Source organism: Gordonia iterans (assembly GCF_002993285.1).
GTDB classification, from domain to species: Bacteria; Actinomycetota; Actinomycetes; order Mycobacteriales; family Mycobacteriaceae; genus Gordonia; species Gordonia iterans.
Genome location: NZ_CP027433.1, coordinates 1,948,464 through 1,971,594, shown reverse-complemented (window position 1 = coordinate 1,971,594; position 23,131 = coordinate 1,948,464). Strand labels below are relative to the sequence as shown.

Sequence of the window (23,131 nt, the reverse complement as noted above, 5' to 3'; positions counted from 1 at the left end):
GCGTCGAACCGGGCGGTCAGGCCTGGCCGACCTCGAAGCGGGTGAACCCGACGACGGAGGCGCCGGCCTCGTCCAAGATCTGCTTCACGGTCTTCTTGGAGTCGGTGACCGACGGCTGATCCACCAGGACCACGTCCTTGTAGAAGCCGTTGACGCGGCCTTCGACGATCTTGGGCAGCGCCTGCTCGGGCTTGCCCTCGGCCTTGGCGGTCTCCTCGGCGATGCGGCGCTCGTCGGCGACGACGTCGGCGGGCACGTCCTCACGCGAGGCGTACTTGGCCTTGAGCGCGGCGACCTGCATGGCTGCGCCGCGCGCGGCCTCGGCGGCGGTCTCGCCCTCACCGGTGTACGAAACCAGAACGCCGACGCTCGGCGGCAGATCCGAGGCGCGCTTGTGCAGGTAGACCGCGACGGGACCGTCGTACGAGGCGACACGGCGCAGAACCAGCTTCTCGCCGATCTTCGCCGAAAGACCCTCGACCGCGGAGGCGACGGTGCCGTCGCCCAGCGGTGCGGCGAGCAGGGCATCGACGTCGTTGGAACGCAGCGCGACGGCCGCACCCAGGACGTCGTCGGCCAGCGTCTGGAACTCGTCGTTCTTCGCGACGAAGTCGGTCTCGGCGTTCAGTTCGATCATGACGCCGTCGCGAGCGGCGACCAGGCCCTCGGCGGTGGCGCGTTCGGCACGCTTGCCGACGTCCTTGGCGCCCTTGATACGGAGCTCTTCGACGGCCTTGTCGAAGTCGCCGTCGTTGTTGGCCAGGGCGTTCTTGCAGTCGAGCATGCCCGAGCCGGTCAGTTCGCGCAGACGCTTGACGTCTGCCGCGGTGTAGTTCGCCATGGGTGGCGACTCCCTTCGGGAAAGAAGTGGATGGGTTCTGCCGTGATCAGCCTAAAGGCGATCACTCAGCGGCGGGCGCCTCGGCGACGACGGTCTCTTCGACGACCACCTCGGGGGTGACCAGGAGCTCCTGCTCCCACTCCGCGAGGGGCTCGCCGCCGCCGGCCTCCGGCTTGGCGTCGCCGGCGGTCTGGCCGGCACGGGCCTGAACGCCCTCGGCCACTGCCGACGCGATGACGCGGGTCAGCAGCGCGGTGCTGCGGATGGCGTCGTCGTTGGCCGGAATCGGGTAGTCGACCAGATCCGGATCGCAGTTGGTGTCCAGGATCGCGATGACAGGGATGTTCAGCTTGCGCGCCTCGCCGACGGCGATGTGCTCCTTGTTGGTGTCGACCACCCAGAGCGCCGACGGCACCTTGGCCATGTCGCGGATGCCGCCGAGCGTGCGCTCGAGCTTGTTCTTCTCACGCGTGAGCATGAGGATTTCCTTCTTGGTGCGACCCTCGAAGCCACCGGTCTGCTCCATCGCCTCCAGCTCCTTCATGCGCTGGAGACGCTTGTGCACGGTGTTGAAGTTGGTGAGCATGCCGCCCAGCCAGCGCTGGTTGACGTAGGGCATCCCGACACGGGTCGCCTCGGCGGCGATCGACTCCTGCGCCTGCTTCTTGGTGCCGACGAAGAGCACGGTGCCGCCGTGGGCGACGGTCTCCTTGACGAACTCGTAGGCGCGATCGATGTAGGTCAGCGTCTGCTGCAGATCGATGATGTAGATGCCGTTGCGGTCGGTGAAGATGAATCGCTTCATCTTCGGGTTCCAGCGACGGGTCTGGTGTCCGAAGTGGGCGCCGCTGTCGAGCAGCTGCCGCATGGTCACGACTGCCATGGGTATTCCTTTATCTCGGTTCTCACCGGACGCCGGGGCGGCGCCGGTCCTGGCGTCCGCCGGTCGATCCGCCCGGAAACCCGGGACCGTGTGATCGTGCCGTGGTGTCCGGCCGTGGGGCCGGACGCGCGGACGCGCGAAGTCACCCCGCCGAAGCCCGGCGGGATGCAATCGTCCACTCTACGCCGCGACACGCCGGAGGACCAAAACGGATCCGGACGGGACCCCGCTGCGTCTGACCTTGTATGAGCACACCGCCTCGCGCGCGCACCCTGCGCCGTAGGACCACGCCGCACCCCACGACCAGCCTGCGCCGCAGAACCAGCCCGCGCTCCCGGATTCGGGCGGTGCTGCTCCTGATCGGCGTCCTGCTCGCCGGGACCGGCACGACGGCCCCGGGGGCTCCGCACGCCGCCTACGATTGGCCGCTGGCGCCGCGACCAGCCGTCGTTCGCGGGTTCGATCCCCCGGCACAGCGCTGGCTGCCCGGTCATCGTGGCGTCGACCTGGGCTCGGCGGCCGACGCGGCAGTCCTCGCCGCCGGTGCCGGCACGGTGCGCTTCGCCGGCGCGGTGGCCGGCCGCCCGACCGTGTCGGTGTCGCATCCGGACGGGATCATCACCACCTATGAGCCGGTCCGGGCAGTGGTGCAGGCCGGCGAGACCGTCGGCCTCGGTCAAGTGCTCGGCTATCTGGACGCCGGACACCCCGGCTGCGCGGCGACGGCGTGCCTGCACTGGGGCGCCCGGCGCGGAGCGGGCCGCACCGCGCACTACCTCAATCCCCTGGCACTGGTCGGCGCCGTTCGGGTGCGATTGAAACCGATCGGTGAGCCACCTGCGGGGACACCCCGGTGAGGATCGGGTCCGTCAGGCCCGCGGATGGGCCTGGTCGTGGACCGCACGCAGTCGTTCGACGCTGACGTGCGTGTACAGCTGGGTGGTCGCCAGCGACGAATGCCCGAGCAGTTCCTGAACCACGCGCAGGTCGGCACCGCCCTCCAGCAAGTGGGTCGCTGCGCTGTGCCGCAGGCCGTGCGGCCCGACGTCGGCGCCCTGCGCCGCGGTCGCCCGGTGCACGACGGTCCGCGCCATCCGCTGATCGAGCCGCCTTCCGCGGGCGCCGAGCAGGAGCGCCTCCCCCGACGCGGTGGTCGCCAGCGCGGGCCGGCCACGTCGCAGCCACGTGTCGATGGCCTCTTCGGCGGGCACCCCGAAGGGCACTGACCGCTGTTTGTCGCCTTTGCCGATCACGCGCAGCACCCGCCGCGCCGCGTCGACGTCACCGAGGTCGAGGCCGCACAGTTCGCCGACCCGGATACCGCAGGAGTACAACAGTTCGAGCACCAGTCGGTCCCGGAGGACGAGGGGCCCGCCGTCGTCGTCGCGGGCGAGTGACTCGACCGCTCGCGCCGCCTGCTCGGGGCCCAACACTGCGGGCAGTGCTCGATGCGCCTTCGGCGCCTGAAGGCGGGCGGCCGGATCGGATCCGAGGATGCCCTCGCGTACCGCCCACGCACAGAAGGTCTTGACGGAGGACACCTGGCGGGCGACGGTGGTACGGGCGACGCCGCGCCGCGTCTGCTCGGCGAGCCACCCCCGCAAGAGCGACAGATCGATCGCGGAGAGGGCTACCCCGCGTGCACCGGCGTAGGAGATCAGGCCGCGCACGTCGCCGGTGTAGGCCCGGACGGTGTGCTCGCTACGAGCGCGCTCGAGCCGCAGGTGTTGCGCGAACTCGTCGAGCACCTCGGCCATGACCGCCAGTGTAGGCCGCCGAGCCGAACGGCGGTTCGACCCGTTTCGCCGGAGGCGCCGGCCCGTGCACCAGGCGCCGGCCCGCGTTCTCGTCGGGTACGCACCGGTCGGGGTGCGCGGCGAACGAGTCGACGTATACCGTCGATGAGCGAGCGCTTACTCCCCTCGTGTCCCGTCCATCGCTCGCTGCCGAGCCCGCTTACGAATCGCCGCCGTGATGACCTCCAGCCCCGAGAAGCACCCCCGCCTCGCCGTCGCCGTCCTGTGCGCGGCCGGGATCGTCGTCGCAGTGATGCAGACGATCATCGTGCCGCTGATCCCCGCACTGCCGACGCTCCTGAAGACGTCGTCGACCAACGCCTCCTGGGCGCTGACCATCACGCTCCTCGTCGGCGCGGTGATCACCCCGATCGCCGGGCGGCTCGGCGACATGTTCGGCAAACGCCGGATGGTGGTCGCCTCGATGGCGGCGGTGGCAGTCGGCTCCGCCGTGTGTGCGCTGGCGCCGGGCCTGGTCGTGTTCCTCATCGGGCGCGGGCTGCAGGGACTCGGCATCGGGACCATCGCCCTGGGAATCTCACTGATGCGCGACATCGTGCCCGCCGACCGGCTCGGAGCCTCGGTCGGCGCGATGAGCGCCTCACTCGGCGTCGGAGGCTCGCTCGGTCTGCCGTTCGCCGCGGTGATCGCCCAACAGCTGAACTGGCATGCGCTGTTCTGGGTGTCGGCGGCCGTTGCCCTCGCGGCCGGCGTCGCCGTCGTCTTCACGGTGCCGGTCCGCGGCCGGCCCACCGGCGGCCGCTTCGACGTCGTCGGCGCACTCGGCCTCACCGTCCTGCTGACCTGCGTGCTGCTGGCGGTGTCCAAGGGTGACGAATGGGGATGGAGAAGCCCCGTGACGCTCGGGCTGTTCGGCGGCTTCCTCGTCGCCGCTGCCCTCTGGTGCCGATGGGAGTGGCGCGTCCCCGATCCACTGGTCGACCTCCGACTCAACACCGGGCGCGCCGTGGCCCTGACGAACGTCGCATCTATCGCGGCCGGTTTCGCCTTCTACGCGATGCAGATGATTCCCATCCAGATACTGATGGCCCCGACCGCGGCCGGCGACGCAGGCAGCACCGGTCTCGGCCTTTCGATGGTGCTCGCCAGCCTGGTCCTGATGCCGGGTGGCCTGGTGATGTTCGTGTTCTCGTCGGTATCGGCGGCGCTGACCAGCCGCTTCGGGGCCCGCGTCTCACTGGCGCTCGGCTCAGTGGTGATGGGCGGCGGCTACGTCGTGCTGCTGGTGATGATCACCGGACCGTGGACCGGCTGGCTGTGGCTGCTGGCGGCCAACATCCTCTCCGGCGCCGGCCTCGGCATCGCCTACTCCGCCATGCCCGCGTTGATCATGAATTGGGTGCCGGTGTCGCACACCGGGGAGGCCAACGGAGTCAACGCCCTGATGCGAGCGGTCGGCACGTCACTGGCGACCGCGGCGATCGGGATGATCCTGGCCGCCTCCACCACCGTCGTCCGCACCGGTGGCGCCGCCGTGTCGCTGCCGACCTCCGCCGCCTACGTGTGGGGCGCGGCGATCGCGCTGGGCGCGTGTGCGGTGGCCGCGGCCACCGCCCTGGTCATACCGGCGAAGGCCCCGGTCGACGAGCAGCCGGTGGTCTGAGCGCCGGCCCGACGCCGTCGCCCGGCGCGGGCCCTGCGTGTCAGGCCCCGCCGACGGCGCGCTGCTCGGCCTTCCACTGGCGGAAACCCTCTTCGGTGCGACCGCGGCGCCAGTACCCGGAGATCGACGCGGCCCGCTTGGCGCTCACGCCCCGCTCCTTGCGGACGTACGGGCGGAGGTTCTTCATCACCGCCTGTGCCTCGCCGTGGATGAAGACCTGCGGCTCGCCGTCGAGCCACTGCGCCGCCCGGACCGCCTCGATCACCGGAGCGTTGTCGCCGGCCAGGTCTTCGCCGACGGCGTCCGAGGAGGCTCCCCGGTGCACCCACGTGATCTCGGCCCCCGCCGGGGCGTTCAGATCGAGTTCGTCCTCCGGGCCGCCCACCTCGATGAAGACCTTCGCGACGGCATACGGCGGGAGCGCTTCGAGCGCCGCCGCCAAGGCCGGCAGGCCCGCCTCGTCGGAGACGAGCAGGTGCCACGGGGCGTCTGGATCCGGGCGGTAGCCGCTGCCCGGTCCGAAGAAGTGCACGGTCTCCCCCCGCTGCACGCGCGCGGCCCACGGGCCGGCGATCCCCTCGTCGCCGTGGACCACGAAGTCGACGGCGATCTCGCGAGCCTGCGGGTCGTCGTACCGGATGGTGTAGGTCCGCAGCACCGGTTGCTGCTCCGGCGGGAATTCCGCGGCGATCCGGTCCATGTCCAGCGGCTCGGGATAGGCGACGTCGGTCCCGGGCGGCGGGAAAATGAGCTTGACGTACATGTCGGTGTCGCCGGTCGCGACGAAGCGGTCGTAGCCGTCGCCGCCGAGCCACACACGGACCAGGTGGTCGGTGAGCCGCTCGGTCCGCTGGACGGTCATCGTGTTCAGTCTGCGCGCCATGCCCACCACGCTACCCGGGGCCCCGAACACTTTGTGAGGCCACCCTAAGTTCCGATGTGTGGAATGACCCACGCGCCGGGGATGACGGCACCTGGGGCACCCGCCGATTCATCGACCGGTCGTGTCACTCGGGCGATCGCCGGGTAGAAAGGTCGCATGACTCCGGACTTCTACGCCCGACCCGACGGATACGCCCTTCCCCAGGATTGGGACCTCGGTGAGGACGCCGACTACGTCGAAGAGCAGACCTGGCAGCAGGCGCTGCGCGGGGAGAACGGCGTCGACATGTACCTGGAGCACTTCACCGAGGAGCTCGAGGCAGCCGGGATCCCCGAGGAACGGGCCGCGCAGTGGTTCCGGTCGGTGATCCTCGCCCGCCGGGATCAGCAGGCTCGGTGGGGGCTGCCGGTGCCCGGGACTGCGCTGGACCGCGGCTTCACCGAACTCGCGGACCACGGCATCGTCGCGCGCGCGGACTTCACCTGCTGCGGAACGTGCGGCAGTTCCGAGATCTTCGCCGAGCGTGACGACACCCGGGAGTGGCGCGGCTACGTCTTCTTCCACACGCAAGACACCGACAGCATCTTCGAAGAGCGCAGCACTTACCTCAACTACGGCGCCTTCCTTCCGGCGTTCTTCACCGAACACGACTGGGGCGCCATGACCGACACCCAGCGCGAGGAGAATTACGCACGCGTCACCGTCGGGCTGATGAACGACGTCGTGCTCCCCGTCCTGCGACGACACGGCGTCGGGATCGAGTGGAACGGCGACCTCGACACCCGTATCAAACTGACCGGCGTCGACTTCGTCGTGCCGATGGCCGAGCCGGTCTGAGCCACCCGCGGCCCTGCCCGTCTCAGCCTGCCGTCCCGGCGAGCACCCAGACACCGGCCGCCGATTCGACGAGGCCCTTCACTTCGAGGACGGCCAACGCCGGGCGGACCTGCGTCACCGGCAGCCCGGCGACGAACGCGATCTCGTCGATGCTCAGCCCGCCCCGGGCCGGGAGCGCTTCGATCACCCGGAACTGCACGGGATCCAGGTCGTCGGTGGGCTTGGGCGGCGACGGCAGATGCGTGTCACGACCGTCGACGTCGACCAGCGCGATCGCGGCCTTCGCGTCGGTCACCAGCGTGGCGTCGCCGTCGGCGATCATCTGATGACACCCCACCGAGGTCGCACTGGTCACCGGGCCCGGAACCGCCCCGAGCGGACGCCCGAGATGTCTCGCCCACGCCGCGGTGTTGGCCGCCCCGGACCTCCGTCCTGCCTCGACCACCACCAGCGCCCCCGCCAGCGCGGCGACCAGCCGGTTGCGCGTGAGGAACCGGTGCTTGGCCGCGGTGGTGCCCGGCGCGTACTCACTGATCACCAGACCCCGGCGGGCGATCTCGGACAACAGCTTCGCATGGCCGGCCGGATAGTCGCGATCGATTCCGCAGGCCAGCACGGCGACGGTCGGACCGCCCGCGGCGAGCGCGCCCCGGTGGGCCGCGCCGTCGATCCCGAAGGCCCCGCCCGAGACCACGCACCAGCCTGCGCCGGCCAGCTCTGAGCCCATCCGGCCGGCGACGTGCTCGCCGTACGACGTCGCCGCCCGGGAGCCGACGAGCCCGATCGCCGAGGCCGTCGCCTCCACCGGTGATCGCGGCCCCCGGACCCAGATCGCGAGCGGGGCGCCCCCGCGCGCCGCGGTGCTCGCCTGATCCAGCGCCAGCAGGCACCAGGCGGGCCACTCGTCGTCCTCACGGGTCACCAGCCGAGCGCCGAGGGCGGCCGCGGTCTCCAGGTCTCGGGCAGAGGTGTCGGTCGCGTAGCGCGCCTCGGTGGCGACGAGCGCCGCGCTGTGCCCGGCCGGCACCGCGCGCGACCTGACCATCCGGGCCGCCTCGATCACGCCGTGCCGTTGCACCAGGTCGATCAGCGGCGCGCACGGCGGCTCGGCGACCGCCGTCAGGTATGCCCACGCGCGCAGTTCCCGCTCGTCCATCGCGCTCACCGGAGCTCTCGGTCGCGGTACAGCAAGGCCTGCGCGACGTCGTCCGGGCCGGGCCGATCACCGCCGCGCAGGTCGCAGAGCGTCCACGCCAGCCGCAGTGCCCGATCGGCGCCGCGCGCGGTCACCCGCCCGTCCCGCAGATACTTCTCGATCGGCGCGAGAGCATCAGGGGCCAGCGGAAAGTCCTGTCGCAGAGCCTTTCCCGGTACCTCAGCATTGGTCAGCCAGCCGTGATCGCGCCAGCGCTCCCGTGCGCGTTCGCGCGCCGCAGCCACGCGTCGCGCGATCGTCGCGGACGGTTCGCCTCGCTCGCTCAAGAGCATGGTGCTGCCCGGCGGCTCCATCTGCACCCGGATGTCGATGCGATCCAGGAGCGGGCCCGAGAGCTTCCCCAGGTAGCGCCGCCGCGCGATCGAGGTGCACACACAGTCGACGTCGTGCGCGGGCGCACAGGGGCACGGGTTCGCAGCGAGCAGCAGCAAGAACCGCGCCGGATAGCTCGCGTCCCCGTCGCGGCGCGACACCGTGACACGCCCCTCCTCCAGCGGCTGGCGCAGGCCGTCGAGCACCTTGGGGCCCATCTCGGCGCACTCGTCCAGAAACAGCACGCCACGATGGGCCCGCGAGACCGCTCCGGGCCGCGCCATGCCGGTGCCACCGCCCAGCAGCGCCGTCGACGTCACACTGTGATGCGGGGCGACCAACGGCGGCACGGTGATCAGCGGATGGTGCGACGGCAGCGTGCCGGCCACCGAATGGATCGCGGTCACCTCCAGCGCCTCCTCCGGAAGCAGCGGAGGCAGGATCCCGGGGAGCCGGGAAGCCAGCATCGTCTTGCCGATGCCCGGCGGGCCGGTCATCAGGACGTGGTGCCCGCCCGCCGCGGCCACCTCCAGGGCATGGCGCGCTTCGGACTGCCCGGCGACGTCGGCCATGTCCGGGATCGGCGGCGGCGGCCCGGGCTTGCCGTCGGGAATCGGGTCCAGCGTCGTCATCCCGGCCAGCCACGCGACCACCTGCGACAGCGATTGTGCGCCACCGACCGACAGATCGTCGACCAGCGCGGCCTCGCGCAGATTGCCGACCGGGACCACGGCGCGCCGGAACCCCGCGTCGCGGGCCGCCAGCAGCAGCGGCAGCACGCCGCGCACCGGACGCACCCGGCCGTCGAGGGCGAGCTCGCCCAGGACCACCGTGCCGACCAGCCGCTCCGGATCGGCAGACCGGTCGGCGATCAGCACCGACAGCGCCATGCCGAGATCGAATCCCGAACCCTCCTTCCGCAGGTCGGCGGGGGCCAGTGCCACCGTGACCTTCAGTTCCGGCCACTTGAGACCGCTGTTGACCACCGCTGCCCGCACACGGTCCTTGGCCTCGCGCAGCGAGCCGTCGACGCTGCCGCTGATGGTCACCCCCGGAAGCCCGGAGGCGATGTTTCCCTGAATCTCCACCGGCGAGGCCACGAACCCGCACAGGCCCATCGAATGGACGTTTCCCACGACACGCATCGCAGGCCCTCACTCGACCAGGCCGGCGTGATGGCACAACCGGGCCGCAGAGCGGTCCTCGGGGTGGTTCAGGTCGAGCTGAATCGACACCGCGTCGAAGCGGATCACCTCCCACCACGGCGCGCCGTCGGGCTGCTCGGCGAGCCACTGTCGGGCCAGCAGGCGCATCCGCCGCAGTTTGGGCGGGGTGACCGCGGCCACCGGATCGGTGAACGTGCGCGACGCCCGGGTCTTCACCTCGACGATCACCAGGGTGCTGCCGTCGGCGGCGATCAGATCGAGCTCGCCGTAGCGTGTCCGCCAGTTGCGGTCCAGGATCCGCCACCCTCGCGCTCGGACGAACTCCGCCGCGAGATCCTCGCCGATCCGGCCCACGTGTCGGCGGCGATCGCGGCGCACCGTGTTGTTATCCCCCATGGACGAATCATGGTGTCCGCCGTCCGGGGGCGTCACCCACGGCCGGCACCGGGCTGTGGACAACTGCTGCTGTCCACAACATCCGCTCGGGGCCTTGACACGACCGCTGCGTCAGGGAGCGAGGCGCGCAGACGCCGACCCGACAGGCTCGCCGGTGCCGTCCGCGCCGGGCCTCACCCGATCGGGGGCTCGTCGGGCAGCCGCAGCTCCGACCGCTCGAGCTCCTCGATGTTCACGTCCTTGAAGGTCACCACGCGGACCTGTTTGACGAATCTCGCCGGCCGGTACATGTCCCACACCCAGGCGTCGGTCAGGTGAATCTCGAAGTAGACCTCGCCGTCGTTGTTCCGCGGCACCAGATTCACGCCGTTGGCCAGGTAGAACCGGCGTTCGGTCTCCACGACGTATGAGAACTGCCCGACCAGATCCTTGTACTCGCGGTACAGGGACAACTCCATCTCGGCTTCGTACTTCTCGAGATCTTCAGCGCTCATCAGGCAAGCCTAGCGCGCACGTTCTTGTAGGACATCCGGTGCTCCGGCGAGGGCCCGAGCGTGTCGAGGCGGGCCATGTGGAGCGCCGTGCTGTAGCCCTTGTGCACGGCGAAGTCGTACCCCTGGTGCACGTCGTCGAGGCCCGCCATGATCCGGTCGCGACTGACCTTGGCCAGCACCGAGGCGGCGGCGATGCACGCCGCGTTGGCGTCCCCGCCGATCACCGGCAGCGACGGCGCCGGCAGCCCGGGAACGGTGAACCCGTCGGAGAGGACGTAGCCCGGTCGCACCGCCAACCCGGCGACGGCCTGGCGCATCCCCCGGATGTTGGCGACGTGGATGCCGATGCGGTCGATCTCCGCCGCCGGGATCGTGACCACGTTCCAGGCGACCGCGTGCCGCGTCACGGCACGGTAGAGCCGTTCGCGCATCGTCTCCGACAGCTTCTTGGAATCGTCCAGCTCGGCGAGAGACTTGAGCTGGGTCGGACTCAAGATACAGGCGGCCACCACCAGCGGCCCCGCACAGGCGCCGCGCCCGGCCTCATCGACTCCCGCGACCGGGCCGAGGCCGCTGCGCTCCAAAGTGAACTCGTACGTGCGCAGCGACGCCGCCCGGCGCACGGTGGTACGGGGCGGCCACGTCCGAGACGTCACGCGAGCCAATTCGACCTTCCCGACCCGACGCTATTGGGGGTCGACCGAGCCCACGCCGCCCATCCTGGAGAACGGATACAGGATGAAGCGGACCTTGCCGCGGATGTCGGACACCGGCACCGTGCCCTGGTATTCGTCGTCGACGTGCGCACGCGAGTCGGCCGAGTTGGACCGGTTGTCGCCCATCACCCACACGTGATCCTTCGGCACGGTGATCGGTCCGAAGTCGCTGCCGTGGCAGCTGCCCATCTCTGCGTCGTTCTGCAGTTCCTGGTCGATGTAGGGCTCGTTCAGCGGCTTGCCGTCGACGGTGACGCCCTTGCCGTCCTCGGCGCGGCACTCGACGGTCTGGCCACCGGTGGCGATCACCCGCTTCACGAGGTTGTTCTCGTCGGGCGGCTGCAGGGAGAACAGGGCGAGCGCGTCTTGCAGCTTGTGGATCACGGCGTTGGTCGATCGCGGCGAACTCCAACCGCCGTCCCAGCTCTCGGTCGGCGCCTTGAACACCACCACGTCACCCGGCTGGGGGTCGGAGAAGCGGTAGGTGAGTTTGTCGATCACGATCCGGTCGTTGGTGCAGCCGTAACAGCCGTGCAGCGTCGGCTCCATCGATTCGCTCGGAACCACGTACTGGCGGAACAGGAACTGCGTCGCCACGAACATCAGGACCAGGACGATCGCGACGATGATCGCGATCTCCTTGAGGAGACCGCCCTTCTTCTCGTCCCCGTCGCCGTCCTCCCCGTCGGCCTCGTCGCGGATCTGGAACCGGGGCGCGTCACCGGTCTCCTGCGGCTGCGGCGGCGGCGCGCTCCCCGCCGATCCGGCGGCCGCATGCCGCTGCGGATCCTCCGGCTGGTGCCGATCCTGCTGGTTTCCGTCCTCAGACGATGGCTCGGCGTCGATGTCGCTCACAAGGAACCAGATTAACGCACCGGCGACCGGTGACGCCGCGGCCGTGCCGGGCCCCGGAACGCCGAAGACCCCGGACCCGTACTCGGGTCCAGGGTCTTCCGCTCACGGGTGGCGCCGCAGCTCAGCGGCGCCGCCGGATCAGCGCTTCTCTTTGATCTTCGCAGCCTTGCCGCGCAGGTCGCGCAGGTAGTACAGCTTGGCGCGACGGACGTCGCCGCGGGTGACGACGTCGATCTTGGCGATGTTCGGGCTGTGCACCGGGAAGGTGCGCTCCACGCCGACGCCGAAGGACACCTTGCGCACGGTGAAGGTCTCGCGGACGCCGCCGCCCTGGCGGCGGATCACGACGCCCTTGAACACCTGGATGCGCTCCTTGGAGCCCTCGATCACCTTCACGTGGACGTCGACGGTGTCGCCGGGGCCGAACTCGGGGACGTCGTCACGGAGAGACTGCTTGTCGAGGAAGTCGAGAGTGTTCATGATGGATCCAATCTGGCGTTGCGTGGTGCAGAGGAACCTGGCGCCCGAGCGCGCGGCGGATGCGCCGCGACGGATCGACCGGTTCGTGCCCGTGTCAGTAGTCGGTGCCCGGCGGGCGGGCAACCCGACCTATTCTGCCAGACCGCCGCCCGGAGATGAAATCCCCGCTCACGCCTACGCCTCCCGATCACAGAGTCAGGTCCAGGTCCTGATCGTCCTCGTCCGCGTCGACCGGACCGGACCCGTCCAGCTCCGGGTCAGAGGCATCGGGTGCGCCTGCGGTCGGCTCCCCCAGCACGGGCGGCCCGGCCAGCGGCAACGGCCCGATCAGGTCCACCGCGGACTGCGTGGACACCAGGTAGTCCGGGCGACGTCGCTCCTCGTCCTCGCGGGCCCCGCGCAGGCCCGCTGCCGGTGGAAGACCCGACGACCCGCGCGCGCCCGGCGACGGCGCGACGGCCGACGGCCGGGACTGTGTCGACCCCGGCGGCGCCACACCGGACGCCGGACCTGTCGGCGACGGCACCCGGGACGCAGCGGTGGGTCCAGGCGTCGCCACAGCGGGACCCGATACCGTTCCGGGCGTCCACAGCCCCGCCGGACCCTGCGGCGCACCGCCCACCGGCGGCACGCCGAGCGGTGGTCCCGCTACGGGGACGACGCCGGGAGCCCCGTGGGCTGCGGGGACCACTCGGGCCGGAGTCGGTCCGGCAGGATACGCGCCGGTGCCGGCCGGGCCGGGCGGCGCGGGCGGCGCGGTACCGGCCGCACCGGGGCTGCCCGGCTCCCCGCCGACGGGAACGGGGCCGGGCGACGGCGGCGCGCGGCCCGGTGCAGGCGCCGCCGGAACCGGGCCCGCGGCGTCCAGCGGGCCCGGCGACCGGTTCGGCGCGGCCCCCGGAGCCCGGGACGTCTCCGCAGCCGGCGGTCCCGCGGGGCCGACCCGTTCAGCGGCGTCGCGTCCGTCCGCCCCGGCCGGGGGGACCGCCCCGGACAGGTCCGCGTGCCCGGCCATCGGATCGCTGTAGACACTGTTCATGACGGCCGCGATCATCTGATTGGCCTGCAGGTGTTGGGCGACGTTCCCGGAGTTCACGGCATGCAGGGCGATGACCTGCGGCCTGACCGCTGCGGTCGCAGCGAGGTCGGAGGCGGCGCCCGTCAGATTCCGCCCTGCCCACTGAAGCGGCCGAGCGCTGTCCGTCAGACGCCGGGAGAGCTCGACCCCGGCAGCATCCGCCGCGACCGCACCACGCCCGGCCAGCACGTACTCGCCGGCACCGAACCCGATCCAGAGGCGTTGCCCGATCGATTGCGCGGCGTTCGCGATACGCACGAGTTCGGCGGCGTCGGCCGAGGCGCCGCCGGGATCCATCGAATCGATGCGGGCCAGGACGACGTCGATCGCGACCGCCCAGTCAGATCGGGGTGTCATGCTCCCTTAGACGCAGGCGAGCCGCCACCGGTTCCCCGACACGCCGGGCGCACCGGAATTCAGTCTGCGGAGGGTCGCGGGGCGGGGTCGTCGAGCAGCTCCGGACGCCGTTCCCGGGTGCGTTCCAGTGCCTGCTCGCGCCGCCAGGCTGCGACCTTGCCGTGGTCGCCGGACAGCAGCACGGGTGGGACTTCGAGGTTGCGCCACACCTTAGGCCTGGTGAAACTCGGCCCCTCGAGCAGACCGTCGGAGAACGAATCCTCTTGGTGCGACTGAGGATTCCCGATCACTCCGGGGATCAGGCGGGTGGTGGCCTCGACCATGCAGAGCACTGCCGCCTCCCCGCCGATGAGGACGAAGTCGCCGAGGGAGACCTCTTCGACGCGGACGCGCCGCGCCGCGTCGTCGAACACCCGCTGATCGATGCCTTCGTAGCGTCCGCACGCGAAGACCAGGTGCGCCTCGGCACTCCATCGCTCCGCGGTGGCCTGGGTGAACGGCCGCCCAGCGGGTGTCGGGACCACGAGCAGCGCCTCGTCCGGGCAGACGTCGTCGAGCGCCGGGCCCCACACGTCGGGCTTCATCACCATGCCCGGGCCGCCGCCGTACGGCTGATCGTCGACGCTGCGGTGCACGTCGTGCGTCCAGTCCCGCAGATCGTGGACGCCGACCTCGAGCAGACCGGCGTCGACGGCCTTGCCCAGCAGCGCCACCCGTAGCGGCTCCAGGTATTCGGGGAAGATGGTGACGACGTCGATGCGCACGCCGTCAGCCCTCCAGCAGGCCTTCGGGCGGGTCGACGACGATCCCGTCCCGGGTGACCGTCGGGACGATCGCCGCGACGAACGGAACCAGCACTTCGCCGGCGGGGGTCTTCACCGCGAGCAGCTCGCCTCCGGGCAGGTGCAGCACATCGGAGACCTCGCCGACCGACGCTCCGTCCACGGTGCTCACCGGCAAGCCGATGAGCTCGTGGTCGTAGAACTCGTCCGGGTCGTCACCGGAGTCGACGTCGGCGGCGTCGATCAGAAACAGGGTGCCGCGCAACGCATCCCCTGCGTCGCGGTCGGTGATCCCCTGCAGGGACACGAGCAGCCGCCCGGCATGGGGCCGGGCGGCTGTCACCGTGTAGTTCTTCTCGCCGGCGCCCTTCGGCGCGCGGCCGCGCAGGACGTTCCCGACGGCGAAACGCTCACCGGGATCGTCCGTGCGCACATCCACCACGAGTTCTCCGCGAACACCGTGCGTCTTGGCCACTCGGCCGATCACGAGATCCATCGTGGCTCTGGCGTCAGCGGTCGGTGTCGACGATGTCGACGCGCATACCGCGGCCGCCGACACCGGCGACCAGGGTCCGCAGCGCGGTGGCGGTCCGGCCGTTGCGGCCGATCACCTTGCCGAGGTCCTCGGGGTTCACGTGAACCTCGATCATCCGGCCGCGACGGCCGGTGATGAGCTCGACCCGCACGTCGTCGGGATTGGCGACGATGCCGCGCACCAGGTGCTCGACAGCGTCAGCGACGACAGCACTCACTTGTCGTCGCCCTTGACGGCCTCGACGACCTTCTCCGCGACCTCTTCGGCCTTCTCGACGGCGGACTCGACGGCCTCTTCGACCTTCTCGACGACGTCCTCGACGACCTCTTCGACCTTCTCAGCGGCCGACTTCTTGCCCGACTTCTTCTTGGCAGTGGTGGCCTCGACGCCGGGCTCGTTCTCGGCGGCAGCCAGCGCAGCAGCGAACAGCTCCTGCTTGCTCGGCTTGGGCTCGGCGACCTTCAGCGTGCCCTCGGCACCCGGCAGGCCCTTGTGCTTCTGCCAGTCGCCGGTGATCTTGAGGATCGCCAGCACGGGCTCGGTCGGCTGCGCCCCGACGCCCAGCCAGTACTGTGCGCGCTCGGAATCGACCTCGATCAGCGAGGGCTCTTCCTTCGGGTGGTACTTGCCGATGGTCTCGATGGCGCGACCGTTACGGCGGGTGCGCGAGTCGGCGACGATGATGCGGTACTGCGGGTTCCGGATCTTGCCGAGCCGGGTGAGCTTGATCTTGACAGCCATGTGGCGTTCCTTTGCATGTCACAGCGCAATTCAGCGATCCGCCGGGAACGGCGGATCCGGTTTTGCGATCTCTTACGGGGTGACCGCCGGACGGTGCGTAACCGCTTCCGGCGAACCAGCGTTCCATTCTGCCACGCGCCGCAGGACGCGGCCAAACCGTACCGACCGGGAGCCGGCGGCCGCTGACCCGCGGTACGCGAGTACACCACCGGACGAGCGCCACGCCGACTCACCGTCGTACCGGTGGCGACAACATCACAGCGTCACGATTGGCGGCCGTCGGGGCCGAGACGGTTAGACTCGCCGGGGTGCGCCGCGAGCGCATCGTCGTAGACGAGGCAGACCATCGGACGAGGAACGGAGAGCGAACACATGCTCAATGTCCTCGCCTACGCCTTCGTGGATGCGGTCAACGTCCTGCTCATCGGGGTGCTGGTGGCGCTGGCCATGATGCTCCCCGCGGGCCGCTACCGCGGCATCGCCAGTCTGCTGATTCTCGGCGACTGGCTGGGCGTGGCGCTGCTCGCGCTGGTGGTGCTGCTGGCGTTCGACGGGCTCGGTGACTTCGTCAAACACGTCGTCGACTCCCCCGTCTTCGGCATCCTGCTGATCCTGACCGGCGTGGTCACCGCGATTCTGACCTACCGGGGCGGGGACTCCTCGGAACTGGTGGACCGGATCCTGCAGCCGCTGCGCACCCCGTCGCCGCTGACCGTGCTGGTGGGCCTGATCCTGGGCGTGATCCAGTCGGCCACCTCGGTGCCGTTCTTCGCCGGCCTGGCGGTGCTCTCGGCCAGCGGGATCCCGACCGCCGAACGATACATCGGGATCCTCCTGTTCGCCTGCGTGGCGCTGAGCCTGCCGTTCCTGGCGGCACTGCTCCTCGGTGTGGTCCGCAAGTTCCCCCATTCCTGGGTGGGCCGGCTCTTCGCCAAGGCCCGGCGCAATCAGGGCACGGTCGCCCGCGGCGCGGGCTGGCTGGTGTCCGCACTGCTGATCGGCATCGGCATTCTCCGCCTGCTCTGACCGCTGATCTCGATACACGGCTCACCGCGTTCGCCGCCACCGGACCACCGACTCACACTCGCCCGACCGATTCGCGCGTTCACTCGACTGCCTCATCCAGCTGGTGGTGGATCGAGATCCCGTCACCCACCGCCCGGGGGCTGCTCTCGTCCAGCAGAATCGGATGCTCGGGCCGGAGTGAGATGCGTCAGCACGCACTGCCACCGATCGTCGCGCTTGACGAACACGTCCGAGGTCCACTCGTCGTTCTCGAAAGGCTCGCCACGATATCGGCCGGTGTTCTGCACCCGGGACACGACGACGGCGACGTCGCCGAGGTCGAACACCTTGTGCACCTCGCTCGTCATGGTGTCGTGACTGACCTCGCCGCGTGCTGTCGCCGCGAGGAAGTCCGCGCCCGGGAACGGCCCGTCCGGACCGAGGAACGTCCACTCCTCGGCGGCGTAGGCGGCGATCCGCTCCGCGTCGTTGGCGACGAGGGCCTCGTCCCACTCACTCGTCACCGCGGCGAAGATCTCGAAGAGTGCTGGATCGGGATGGTCGGTCATCTCACCAGCATCGCCGACCGTGCCTGCGCCGTCTTGAAGAATTGGGTTCTCGTCGACCGATCCCCCGATCAGCTCAGTTCAGCGAGACGGGCGCCGCCGCACACGATGTGCCGTGGCCTGCGCAGGGCTGCCACCGACTGCGCCGGGTCGTCGTCGAGCACCAGGAAGTCTGCTCGCGCGCCGTGGACGATGCCGTCGGCACCCAGCCATTCGCGCGGTCGGCACGACGACGCCGCCAGCGCCTCAATCGGAGAGAAGCCGAGCCCGGTGAGCGCCTCCACCTCGTCGACGATCCGGCCGTGCTCGACGAAGCCGCCCGCGTCGGTGCCCGCATAGATCGCCACGCCCGCCTCACGCGCCGCCGCGAAGACCTCCCGCGAGCGCGCATACAGCGCACGCATGTTCCGCTGATAGGCCGGGAACCGGTCGGCGCCGTCGGCGATGCCCGGGAAGTTCTCCACCTGAATCAGCGTCGGCACCAGCGCGATGTCCCGCGCGACCAGCTGATCGATCAGCTCCGGTGTGAGCCCGGCGCCGTGCTCGATCGAGTCGAACCCCGCCTCGATGAGGTCCGGCAGCGCGTCGTGACCGAAGACGTGCGCGGTGATCCGCGCCCCGGACTCGTGCGCCGCGGTCGCGGCCGCGTCGAGTTGCGCCCGCGTCCACAGCGGCGCCAGATCGCCCACCTCGCGGTCGATCCAGTCCCCGACCACCTTGACCCAGCCGTCACCGGCGGCGGCCTGCCGGCGTACCTCGTCGGCGAGCAGGTCGGGGTCGTCGAGTTCGACGCCGTAGTCGCGGAGGTAGCGCTTGGGCCGGGCGATGTGCTTTCCGGCGCGCAGGAACCGCGGGCCGTGCGCGTCGTCGTCGAGCGGATGCGTGTCGACGGGCGAGCCGACCTCGCGGATCAGCAGCGCCCCGGCGCGGGCGTCCTGCGCGGCGAAACCGCGCGCCTGCTCGACGGTCACCCCGAGGCCGGGCGCGATGCCGACGTGGTTGTGGGCGTCGACCAGCCCCGGAACGATCCACCCGCCGTCCGAGACGGTCTGCGCGCCCGGCACCGGCTCGGTCCAGATCCGCCCGCCGTCGACCCAGAGTTCGAGCTGCTCGCCGGTGAACGGATCGATCCCGCGATAGTGCTCCGCGGGGATGGCTCGAACCCTCGAAGGATCGCTCACGGGACTACTTGTTCTTCGGAAGCTTCAGATCGTTGAGGTCGATGCCCTCCAGCCCCGGCGGGAGCTGGTCCAGGCCCGGCGGCATCTGCGAGAGGTCCATGCCGGGCGGCAGGCCCATCCCCGGCATCCCCGGCATGCCCATGCCCGGCATCCCTCCGCGCATCCCCTTCGGCGGCGTCGGTCCGCGGCCCTTGCCCTTGCGACCCTTGCCCTTCTTGCCTTTGCGATTGCTGCGCTTGCCGCCGCCGGGCATGCCCATCATCCGGCCGGACATCTGCGACATCATCTTGCGGGCCGCGAAAAAGCGGTCCACCAGCTGGTTGACGTCGGTCACCGTGACGCCCGAGCCGTTCGCGATGCGGATCCGGCGCGACGCGTTGATGATCTTCGGGTCGGCACGCTCGGCCGGCGTCATGCCGCGGATGATCGCCTGCAATTTGTCCAGCTGCTTGTCGTCGACCTGCGACAGGGCGTCCTTCATGTCCCCGGCGCCCGGCAGCATGCCGAGCAGGTTCCCGATCGGACCCATCTTGCGGATCATCAGCATCTGCTCGAGGAAGTCCTCCAAGGTGAGCTCGCCCTGGCTGATCTTCTCGGCGGCCTTCTCTGCCTCGGCGGCATCCCAGTGCTGCTCGGCCTGCTCGATCAGCGACAGCACGTCGCCCATGCCGAGGATGCGGCTGGACATGCGGTCCGGGTGGAATACGTCGAACTCGTCGAGCTTCTCGCCGGTCGAGGCGAACATGATCGGCCGTCCGGTGATCTCCCGGACCGACAGCGCCGCACCGCCGCGGGCGTCGCCGTCGAGCTTGGTGAGGACGACGCCGGTGAAGTCGACGCCCTCGGCGAAGGCCTGCGCGGTGGCGACCGCGTCCTGGCCGATCATCGCGTCGAGGACGAACAGCACTTCGTCCGGGTTCGTGGCATCGCGGATGTCGGAGGCCTGCTTCATCAGCACCTCGTCGATGCCCAGGCGGCCCGCGGTGTCGATGATGACGACGTCGTGCAGCTTCTCCCGCGCGAACTCGACGCCCCCGGTGGCCACGGCGACCGGATCGCCCGAACCGTCGACGCCGAGGTCGCCCTCGCCGCCGACCGCCGTGCCCGGGTTCGGTGCATACACCGGCACCCCGGCCCGCTCGCCGACGATCTGCAGCTGCTGCACGGCGCCCGGCCGCTGCAGGTCACAGGCCACCAGGATCGGGGTGTGCCCCTGTTTGGTCAGCCAGTTCGCCAGCTTGCCGGCGAGAGTGGTCTTACCGGCGCCCTGCAGTCCGGCCAGCATGATGACCGTCGGCGGATTCTTCGCCAGCTGGATGCGACGCGTCTCGCCGCCGAGGATCCCGATGAGCTCCTCGTTGACGATCTTGACGATCTGCTGCGCCGGATTGAGCGCGCCGGAGACCTCCTGGCCCTTGGCCCGCTGCTTGATCCGGGCGATGAACGTCCGCACCACCGGGAGCGAGACGTCGGCTTCGAGCAGGGCCAGCCGGATCTCACGTGCGGTCGCGTCGATGTCGGCGTCGGTCAGCCGCCCCTTGCCACGCAGGTCCTTGAGGGCACCGGTCAACCGGTCGGAGAGGGATTCGAACATTCCCCTATCCTTCCACCTCCGCGACCGGCCGGTGCGCGGGACCCGGGCACACGCGCAAGACCGCGGCGACGATCTCCTCGCGGACACCGGGGGAATCCCGGTGCAGCCGCACGCTGAAGGTGTCGATGACCGTCGAACCCAGCGTCGTCACCGTGGCCCAGACGACGTCTGCCCCGGCGCGTTCGAGCACCGCGGCCAGCCGCGCGAGCAGGCCGGGGCGATCCGCCGAGCGCACTTCCAGCAACAGCGATCCGGACACCTCGTCGTCCACCCACGACGCCCGCGGCGGCGCCAGCACCGGCGGCAGATCGTCGCCGTCGGACAGACCCGCGACGACGTCGGCCCCGCCCTCCAGCACGGTGCGCAACCGCTGCCTCAGCACCTGCACGTCCGGCGGATCGCCGAACGCAGGCATCACCACGAAGGTGTTGACCGCGTGGCCCGCATGCGAGCGAACGTGCGCCGCATGCGTGGTGAGACCCGCCGCGGCCAGCACGCCGGCCATCCGGGACAGCAACCCGGGACGATCCGGCGCGACCAGGGTCGCCAGGTACGTGGTCGGGCCGTCGCCGGCCTCCAGCCGCACATGCAGTCCGCCCTCTTCGGCGAGCGCCGTCTGCTCGGCGGTGAGCGGCTCCGGTTCGGGAGGCGCCGCACCCCCGATCACCGCCAGCACGCCCGCCGTGAGCCCCGCCACCAGGGACGCCTTCCAATCGCTCCAGGCGGCCGCCCCCGTCGCCTCGCCGTCCGCCTTGGCCAGCGCCCCGAGCAACTCCACCAGGACCCGGTCGTGCCCGAGCGTCTGCGCCACCGATTCCACGATCCGCGGATCAGTCGGGTCCCGGCGAGTGGCGGTCGACGGCAGCAGCAGGTGGTGGCGCACCACGGCAGACAGGGTCTGCACGTCCTGCGGCCACAGCCCCAGCCGGGTGCCGATGCCCACCGCCAGGTCCGCGCCGATCTCGCTGTGATCGCCGCCGCGCCCCTTGCCGATGTCGTGGATCAGGGCGCCGAGCAGTAACAGATCCGGCCGCGACACGCTCGTCGTCAGCGCGGCCGCGCCGATCACCGTCTCGATCAGATGGCGATCGACCGTCCACGTGTGCACCGGATCTCGAGGGGCCAGATCCCGGATCCCTTTCCACTCGGGAAAGAACCTGTCCCACAAGCCGATCCGGTCCAGCGCTTCCACGGTCCGGGCCATCGGCGCGCCCGCGGACAGCAACACCAGCAGGTCGCTCAACGGTTCCGGCGGCCAGGGCTCCACCGGATCCGGCGAGTACTTGGCCAGCCGTTCCAGGGCGGGGCCGTTGATCGGCAGATCGTTCTTCGCCGCCGCCGCCGCGACCCGGAACACCAGCCCGGGGTCCTGACTCGGCATCGCCGACCGCGCGAGGACCACCTCGCCGTCGTGCTGGACGACCCCTTCGTCGAGCGGCTTGCGCAACGGCAGCCGACGGAACCGCGCGAGTCCGCGGCGGCCGACGGCGTTCCCCGCCGTCCGGATCCCGGTGTCGACCGCGAACTCGACGGTGCGGGCGGCATCGCTGAGGATCCCGGCCAGTTCGAACCTGTCCGCCAGCCCCAGTGCCCCCGCCAGCTGCTCGGCCTCTTGCGCCTGCAGCCGGTCTCGCGCGCGCCCGGTGATCAACTGGTGCTGGGTCCTGATGTCGAGCAGCCGTTCGTACGCCAGTGCCACCGGCGTTCCGGCCTGATCGGCCCGCAGCCGGGAGAGGCCGTCGGTCAGCTGGGCCAGCGCGAGGGCGTTCAGCAGTTGCACGTCGCGCAGTCCCCCGCGGCCGTGCTTCAGGTCCGGCTGGGCGTGCTGGGTGATCTCGCCGGCCCGCTTCCACCGCTGCCGCGTCAGGTCGAGCACGTCCGGAAGACGCAGTCGGGCCTCGATGCGCCAGAGATTGCGAACCGAATCGATCATCAGCGCCGCCAGATCCCCGTCGCCGGCGACGAAGCGGGCGTCGAGCAGACCCAGCGCCGCAGTCGGCTCCTCGCGCGCCACGCGCAGCACCGACGGGATGGTCCGGACACTGTGGTCGAGACCGATCCCGGAGTCCCAGATCGGATACCAGAGGCCGTCGGCCACCTCCTGCACGCGGTCCGGGAACCGGTCGTCGTGCAGCAGCACCAGGTCCAGGTCCGAGCCGGGCACCATCTCGTGGCGGCCCAGGGCGCCGACGGCCACGATCGCGAACCCGCTGCCCTCGACCACCTCGAGTTCGGCGGCCCGGGCGGTCAGCCAGTCTTCATACGCCGCCGCGAGCCCCGCGCGCAGCGGCGCACCGGCCGCCTCGTCCGGCGAATACCCCGCCAGAACGTCCGCACGAGCCGCGGCGAGGCGCCGCGCCGGATCCGGCGCGGCCGCCTCAGAGAGCTTCGCTGCCGCGTTCACCGGTGCGCACCCGGATCACCTTCTCCACCGGAGACACCCAGACCTTGCCGTCCCCGATCTTGCCGGTGCGCGCCGCCTCGACGATCGCATCGGTCACCTGGTCCACGTCCTCGTCGTCGACGACGACCTCGACCCGCACCTTCGGGACGAAGTCCACGGCGTACTCGGCGCCGCGGTAGACCTCGGTGTGGCCCTTCTGGCGGCCGTAGCCCTGCACCTCGCTGACCGTCATGCCGACGATGCCGAGCTGCTCCAGTGCGGTCTTGACGTCCTCGAGCGTGAACGGCTTGATGATGGCGGTAATCAGCTTCATGGGTACACCCTTTCTTTTCTGCTGTTCAGCCTAGTAGTGGGAGTGAGGACCGGCGGCCGGGCAGACACACCGCCCG

Annotated in this window: 25 protein-coding genes; 4 read left to right on the top strand and 21 right to left on the bottom strand. The window is 70.7% G+C overall.

Features of this window, described 5'->3' with window-relative positions; translation table 11 throughout:
• Nucleotides 1-16 precede the first annotated feature (16 nt).
• Both tsf and rpsB read right to left on the bottom strand, forming a co-directional pair.
• Nucleotides 17-841: a translation elongation factor Ts gene (tsf, locus tag C6V83_RS09005; RefSeq protein ID WP_105942120.1), complete on the bottom strand. Its 825-nt coding sequence runs from the start codon at nt 839-841 to the stop codon at nt 17-19.
• 61 nt (nt 842-902) lie between these two features.
• The gene (gene rpsB / locus C6V83_RS09000; RefSeq protein WP_105942119.1) at nt 903-1,724 is read right to left on the bottom strand and encodes a 30S ribosomal protein S2; all 822 of its coding nucleotides are present in this window, start codon (nt 1,722-1,724) and stop codon (nt 903-905) included.
• A 245-nt stretch (nt 1,725-1,969) separates the two neighbouring features.
• Between rpsB and C6V83_RS08995 the strand changes: the two genes are divergently transcribed.
• A complete protein-coding gene (locus C6V83_RS08995) occupies nt 1,970-2,581 on the top strand; it encodes a M23 family metallopeptidase (protein ID WP_105942118.1) in 612 nt (203 codons plus the stop codon).
• 12 nt (nt 2,582-2,593) lie between these two features.
• Here C6V83_RS08995 and C6V83_RS08990 read toward each other — a convergent pair whose 3' ends face one another.
• Nucleotides 2,594-3,481 carry a tyrosine recombinase XerC gene (locus C6V83_RS08990; RefSeq protein ID WP_105942117.1) on the bottom strand — a complete coding sequence of 296 codons (888 nt, stop codon included), beginning with the start codon at nt 3,479-3,481 and terminating at the stop codon, nt 2,594-2,596.
• Nucleotides 3,482-3,698: 217 nt separating this feature from the next.
• On the opposite strand from C6V83_RS08990, the gene C6V83_RS08985 reads away from it, so the two are divergent.
• Nucleotides 3,699-5,144, top strand: a complete 1,446-nt coding sequence (locus tag C6V83_RS08985; RefSeq protein WP_105942116.1) for an MFS transporter — start codon at nt 3,699-3,701, stop codon at nt 5,142-5,144.
• 40 nt (nt 5,145-5,184) lie between these two features.
• Here C6V83_RS08985 and C6V83_RS08980 read toward each other — a convergent pair whose 3' ends face one another.
• A complete protein-coding gene (locus tag C6V83_RS08980) occupies nt 5,185-6,027 on the bottom strand; it encodes a siderophore-interacting protein (protein WP_105942115.1) in 843 nt (280 codons plus the stop codon).
• Nucleotides 6,028-6,183: 156 nt separating this feature from the next.
• Here C6V83_RS08980 and C6V83_RS08975 point away from each other — a divergent pair, with 156 nt between their 5' ends.
• Nucleotides 6,184-6,864 carry a DUF6891 domain-containing protein gene (locus tag C6V83_RS08975; RefSeq protein WP_105942114.1) on the top strand — a complete coding sequence of 227 codons (681 nt, stop codon included), beginning with the start codon at nt 6,184-6,186 and terminating at the stop codon, nt 6,862-6,864.
• A gap of 22 nt (nt 6,865-6,886) precedes the next feature.
• Here C6V83_RS08975 and dprA read toward each other — a convergent pair whose 3' ends face one another.
• The 12 genes from dprA to rpsP all read right to left on the bottom strand — a co-directional run bounded on the left by dprA (nt 6,887) and on the right by rpsP (nt 15,992).
• On the bottom strand, nt 6,887-8,020 hold the full coding sequence (dprA, locus tag C6V83_RS08970) for a DNA-processing protein DprA (RefSeq protein ID WP_105942113.1): 1,134 nt from the start codon (nt 8,018-8,020) through the stop codon (nt 6,887-6,889).
• Between the two features lie 5 nt (nt 8,021-8,025).
• Nucleotides 8,026-9,537, bottom strand: coding sequence for a YifB family Mg chelatase-like AAA ATPase (locus tag C6V83_RS08965; protein WP_159067484.1), 1,512 nt, complete (start codon nt 9,535-9,537; stop codon nt 8,026-8,028).
• A 9-nt stretch (nt 9,538-9,546) separates the two neighbouring features.
• A complete protein-coding gene (locus C6V83_RS08960) occupies nt 9,547-9,954 on the bottom strand; it encodes a YraN family protein (protein ID WP_105942112.1) in 408 nt (135 codons plus the stop codon).
• Nucleotides 9,955-10,127: 173 nt separating this feature from the next.
• A complete protein-coding gene (locus C6V83_RS08955) occupies nt 10,128-10,448 on the bottom strand; it encodes a DUF2469 domain-containing protein (RefSeq protein WP_105942111.1) in 321 nt (106 codons plus the stop codon).
• The gene (locus C6V83_RS08950; RefSeq protein WP_105942110.1) at nt 10,448-11,104 is read right to left on the bottom strand and encodes a ribonuclease HII; all 657 of its coding nucleotides are present in this window, start codon (nt 11,102-11,104) and stop codon (nt 10,448-10,450) included. Before C6V83_RS08950 ends, C6V83_RS08955 begins: the two co-directional genes overlap by 1 nt.
• Before the next feature lie 30 nt (nt 11,105-11,134).
• Entirely contained in the window at nt 11,135-12,010 is an 876-nt protein-coding gene (lepB, locus tag C6V83_RS08945) for a signal peptidase I (protein WP_407646275.1), read from the bottom strand.
• Nucleotides 12,011-12,157: 147 nt separating this feature from the next.
• Nucleotides 12,158-12,499, bottom strand: coding sequence for a 50S ribosomal protein L19 (rplS, locus tag C6V83_RS08940; protein WP_105942109.1), 342 nt, complete (start codon nt 12,497-12,499; stop codon nt 12,158-12,160).
• Between the two features lie 187 nt (nt 12,500-12,686).
• Entirely contained in the window at nt 12,687-13,934 is a 1,248-nt protein-coding gene (locus tag C6V83_RS08935; protein ID WP_105942108.1) for a hypothetical protein, read from the bottom strand.
• 59 nt (nt 13,935-13,993) lie between these two features.
• Nucleotides 13,994-14,698, bottom strand: a complete 705-nt coding sequence (trmD, locus tag C6V83_RS08930) for a tRNA (guanosine(37)-N1)-methyltransferase TrmD (RefSeq protein WP_105942107.1) — start codon at nt 14,696-14,698, stop codon at nt 13,994-13,996.
• Between the two features lie 4 nt (nt 14,699-14,702).
• Nucleotides 14,703-15,212, bottom strand: a complete 510-nt coding sequence (rimM, locus tag C6V83_RS08925; RefSeq protein WP_105942106.1) for a ribosome maturation factor RimM — start codon at nt 15,210-15,212, stop codon at nt 14,703-14,705.
• 13 nt (nt 15,213-15,225) lie between these two features.
• Nucleotides 15,226-15,468 carry an RNA-binding protein gene (locus C6V83_RS08920; protein WP_105942105.1) on the bottom strand — a complete coding sequence of 81 codons (243 nt, stop codon included), beginning with the start codon at nt 15,466-15,468 and terminating at the stop codon, nt 15,226-15,228.
• Nucleotides 15,465-15,992, bottom strand: coding sequence for a 30S ribosomal protein S16 (rpsP, locus tag C6V83_RS08915; RefSeq protein ID WP_105942104.1), 528 nt, complete (start codon nt 15,990-15,992; stop codon nt 15,465-15,467). The genes C6V83_RS08920 and rpsP overlap by 4 nt, the downstream gene beginning before the upstream one ends.
• Before the next feature lie 372 nt (nt 15,993-16,364).
• Here rpsP and C6V83_RS08910 point away from each other — a divergent pair, with 372 nt between their 5' ends.
• Nucleotides 16,365-17,018 carry a hypothetical protein gene (locus C6V83_RS08910; protein ID WP_105942103.1) on the top strand — a complete coding sequence of 218 codons (654 nt, stop codon included), beginning with the start codon at nt 16,365-16,367 and terminating at the stop codon, nt 17,016-17,018.
• Nucleotides 17,019-17,140: 122 nt separating this feature from the next.
• Here C6V83_RS08910 and C6V83_RS08905 read toward each other — a convergent pair whose 3' ends face one another.
• From C6V83_RS08905 to C6V83_RS08885, 5 genes are all read right to left on the bottom strand, one after another.
• A complete protein-coding gene (locus C6V83_RS08905; protein ID WP_105942102.1) occupies nt 17,141-17,566 on the bottom strand; it encodes a nuclear transport factor 2 family protein in 426 nt (141 codons plus the stop codon).
• 68 nt (nt 17,567-17,634) lie between these two features.
• The gene (locus C6V83_RS08900) at nt 17,635-18,744 is read right to left on the bottom strand and encodes an amidohydrolase family protein (protein WP_234353935.1); all 1,110 of its coding nucleotides are present in this window, start codon (nt 18,742-18,744) and stop codon (nt 17,635-17,637) included.
• Nucleotides 18,745-18,748: 4 nt separating this feature from the next.
• On the bottom strand, nt 18,749-20,338 hold the full coding sequence (ffh, locus tag C6V83_RS08895) for a signal recognition particle protein (protein ID WP_105942101.1): 1,590 nt from the start codon (nt 20,336-20,338) through the stop codon (nt 18,749-18,751).
• A 4-nt stretch (nt 20,339-20,342) separates the two neighbouring features.
• On the bottom strand, nt 20,343-22,742 hold the full coding sequence (locus C6V83_RS08890; RefSeq protein ID WP_105942100.1) for a [protein-PII] uridylyltransferase: 2,400 nt from the start codon (nt 22,740-22,742) through the stop codon (nt 20,343-20,345).
• Nucleotides 22,717-23,055, bottom strand: a complete 339-nt coding sequence (locus C6V83_RS08885) for a P-II family nitrogen regulator (protein ID WP_105942099.1) — start codon at nt 23,053-23,055, stop codon at nt 22,717-22,719. The genes C6V83_RS08890 and C6V83_RS08885 overlap by 26 nt, the downstream gene beginning before the upstream one ends.
• Nucleotides 23,056-23,131: the final 76 nt, after the last annotated feature.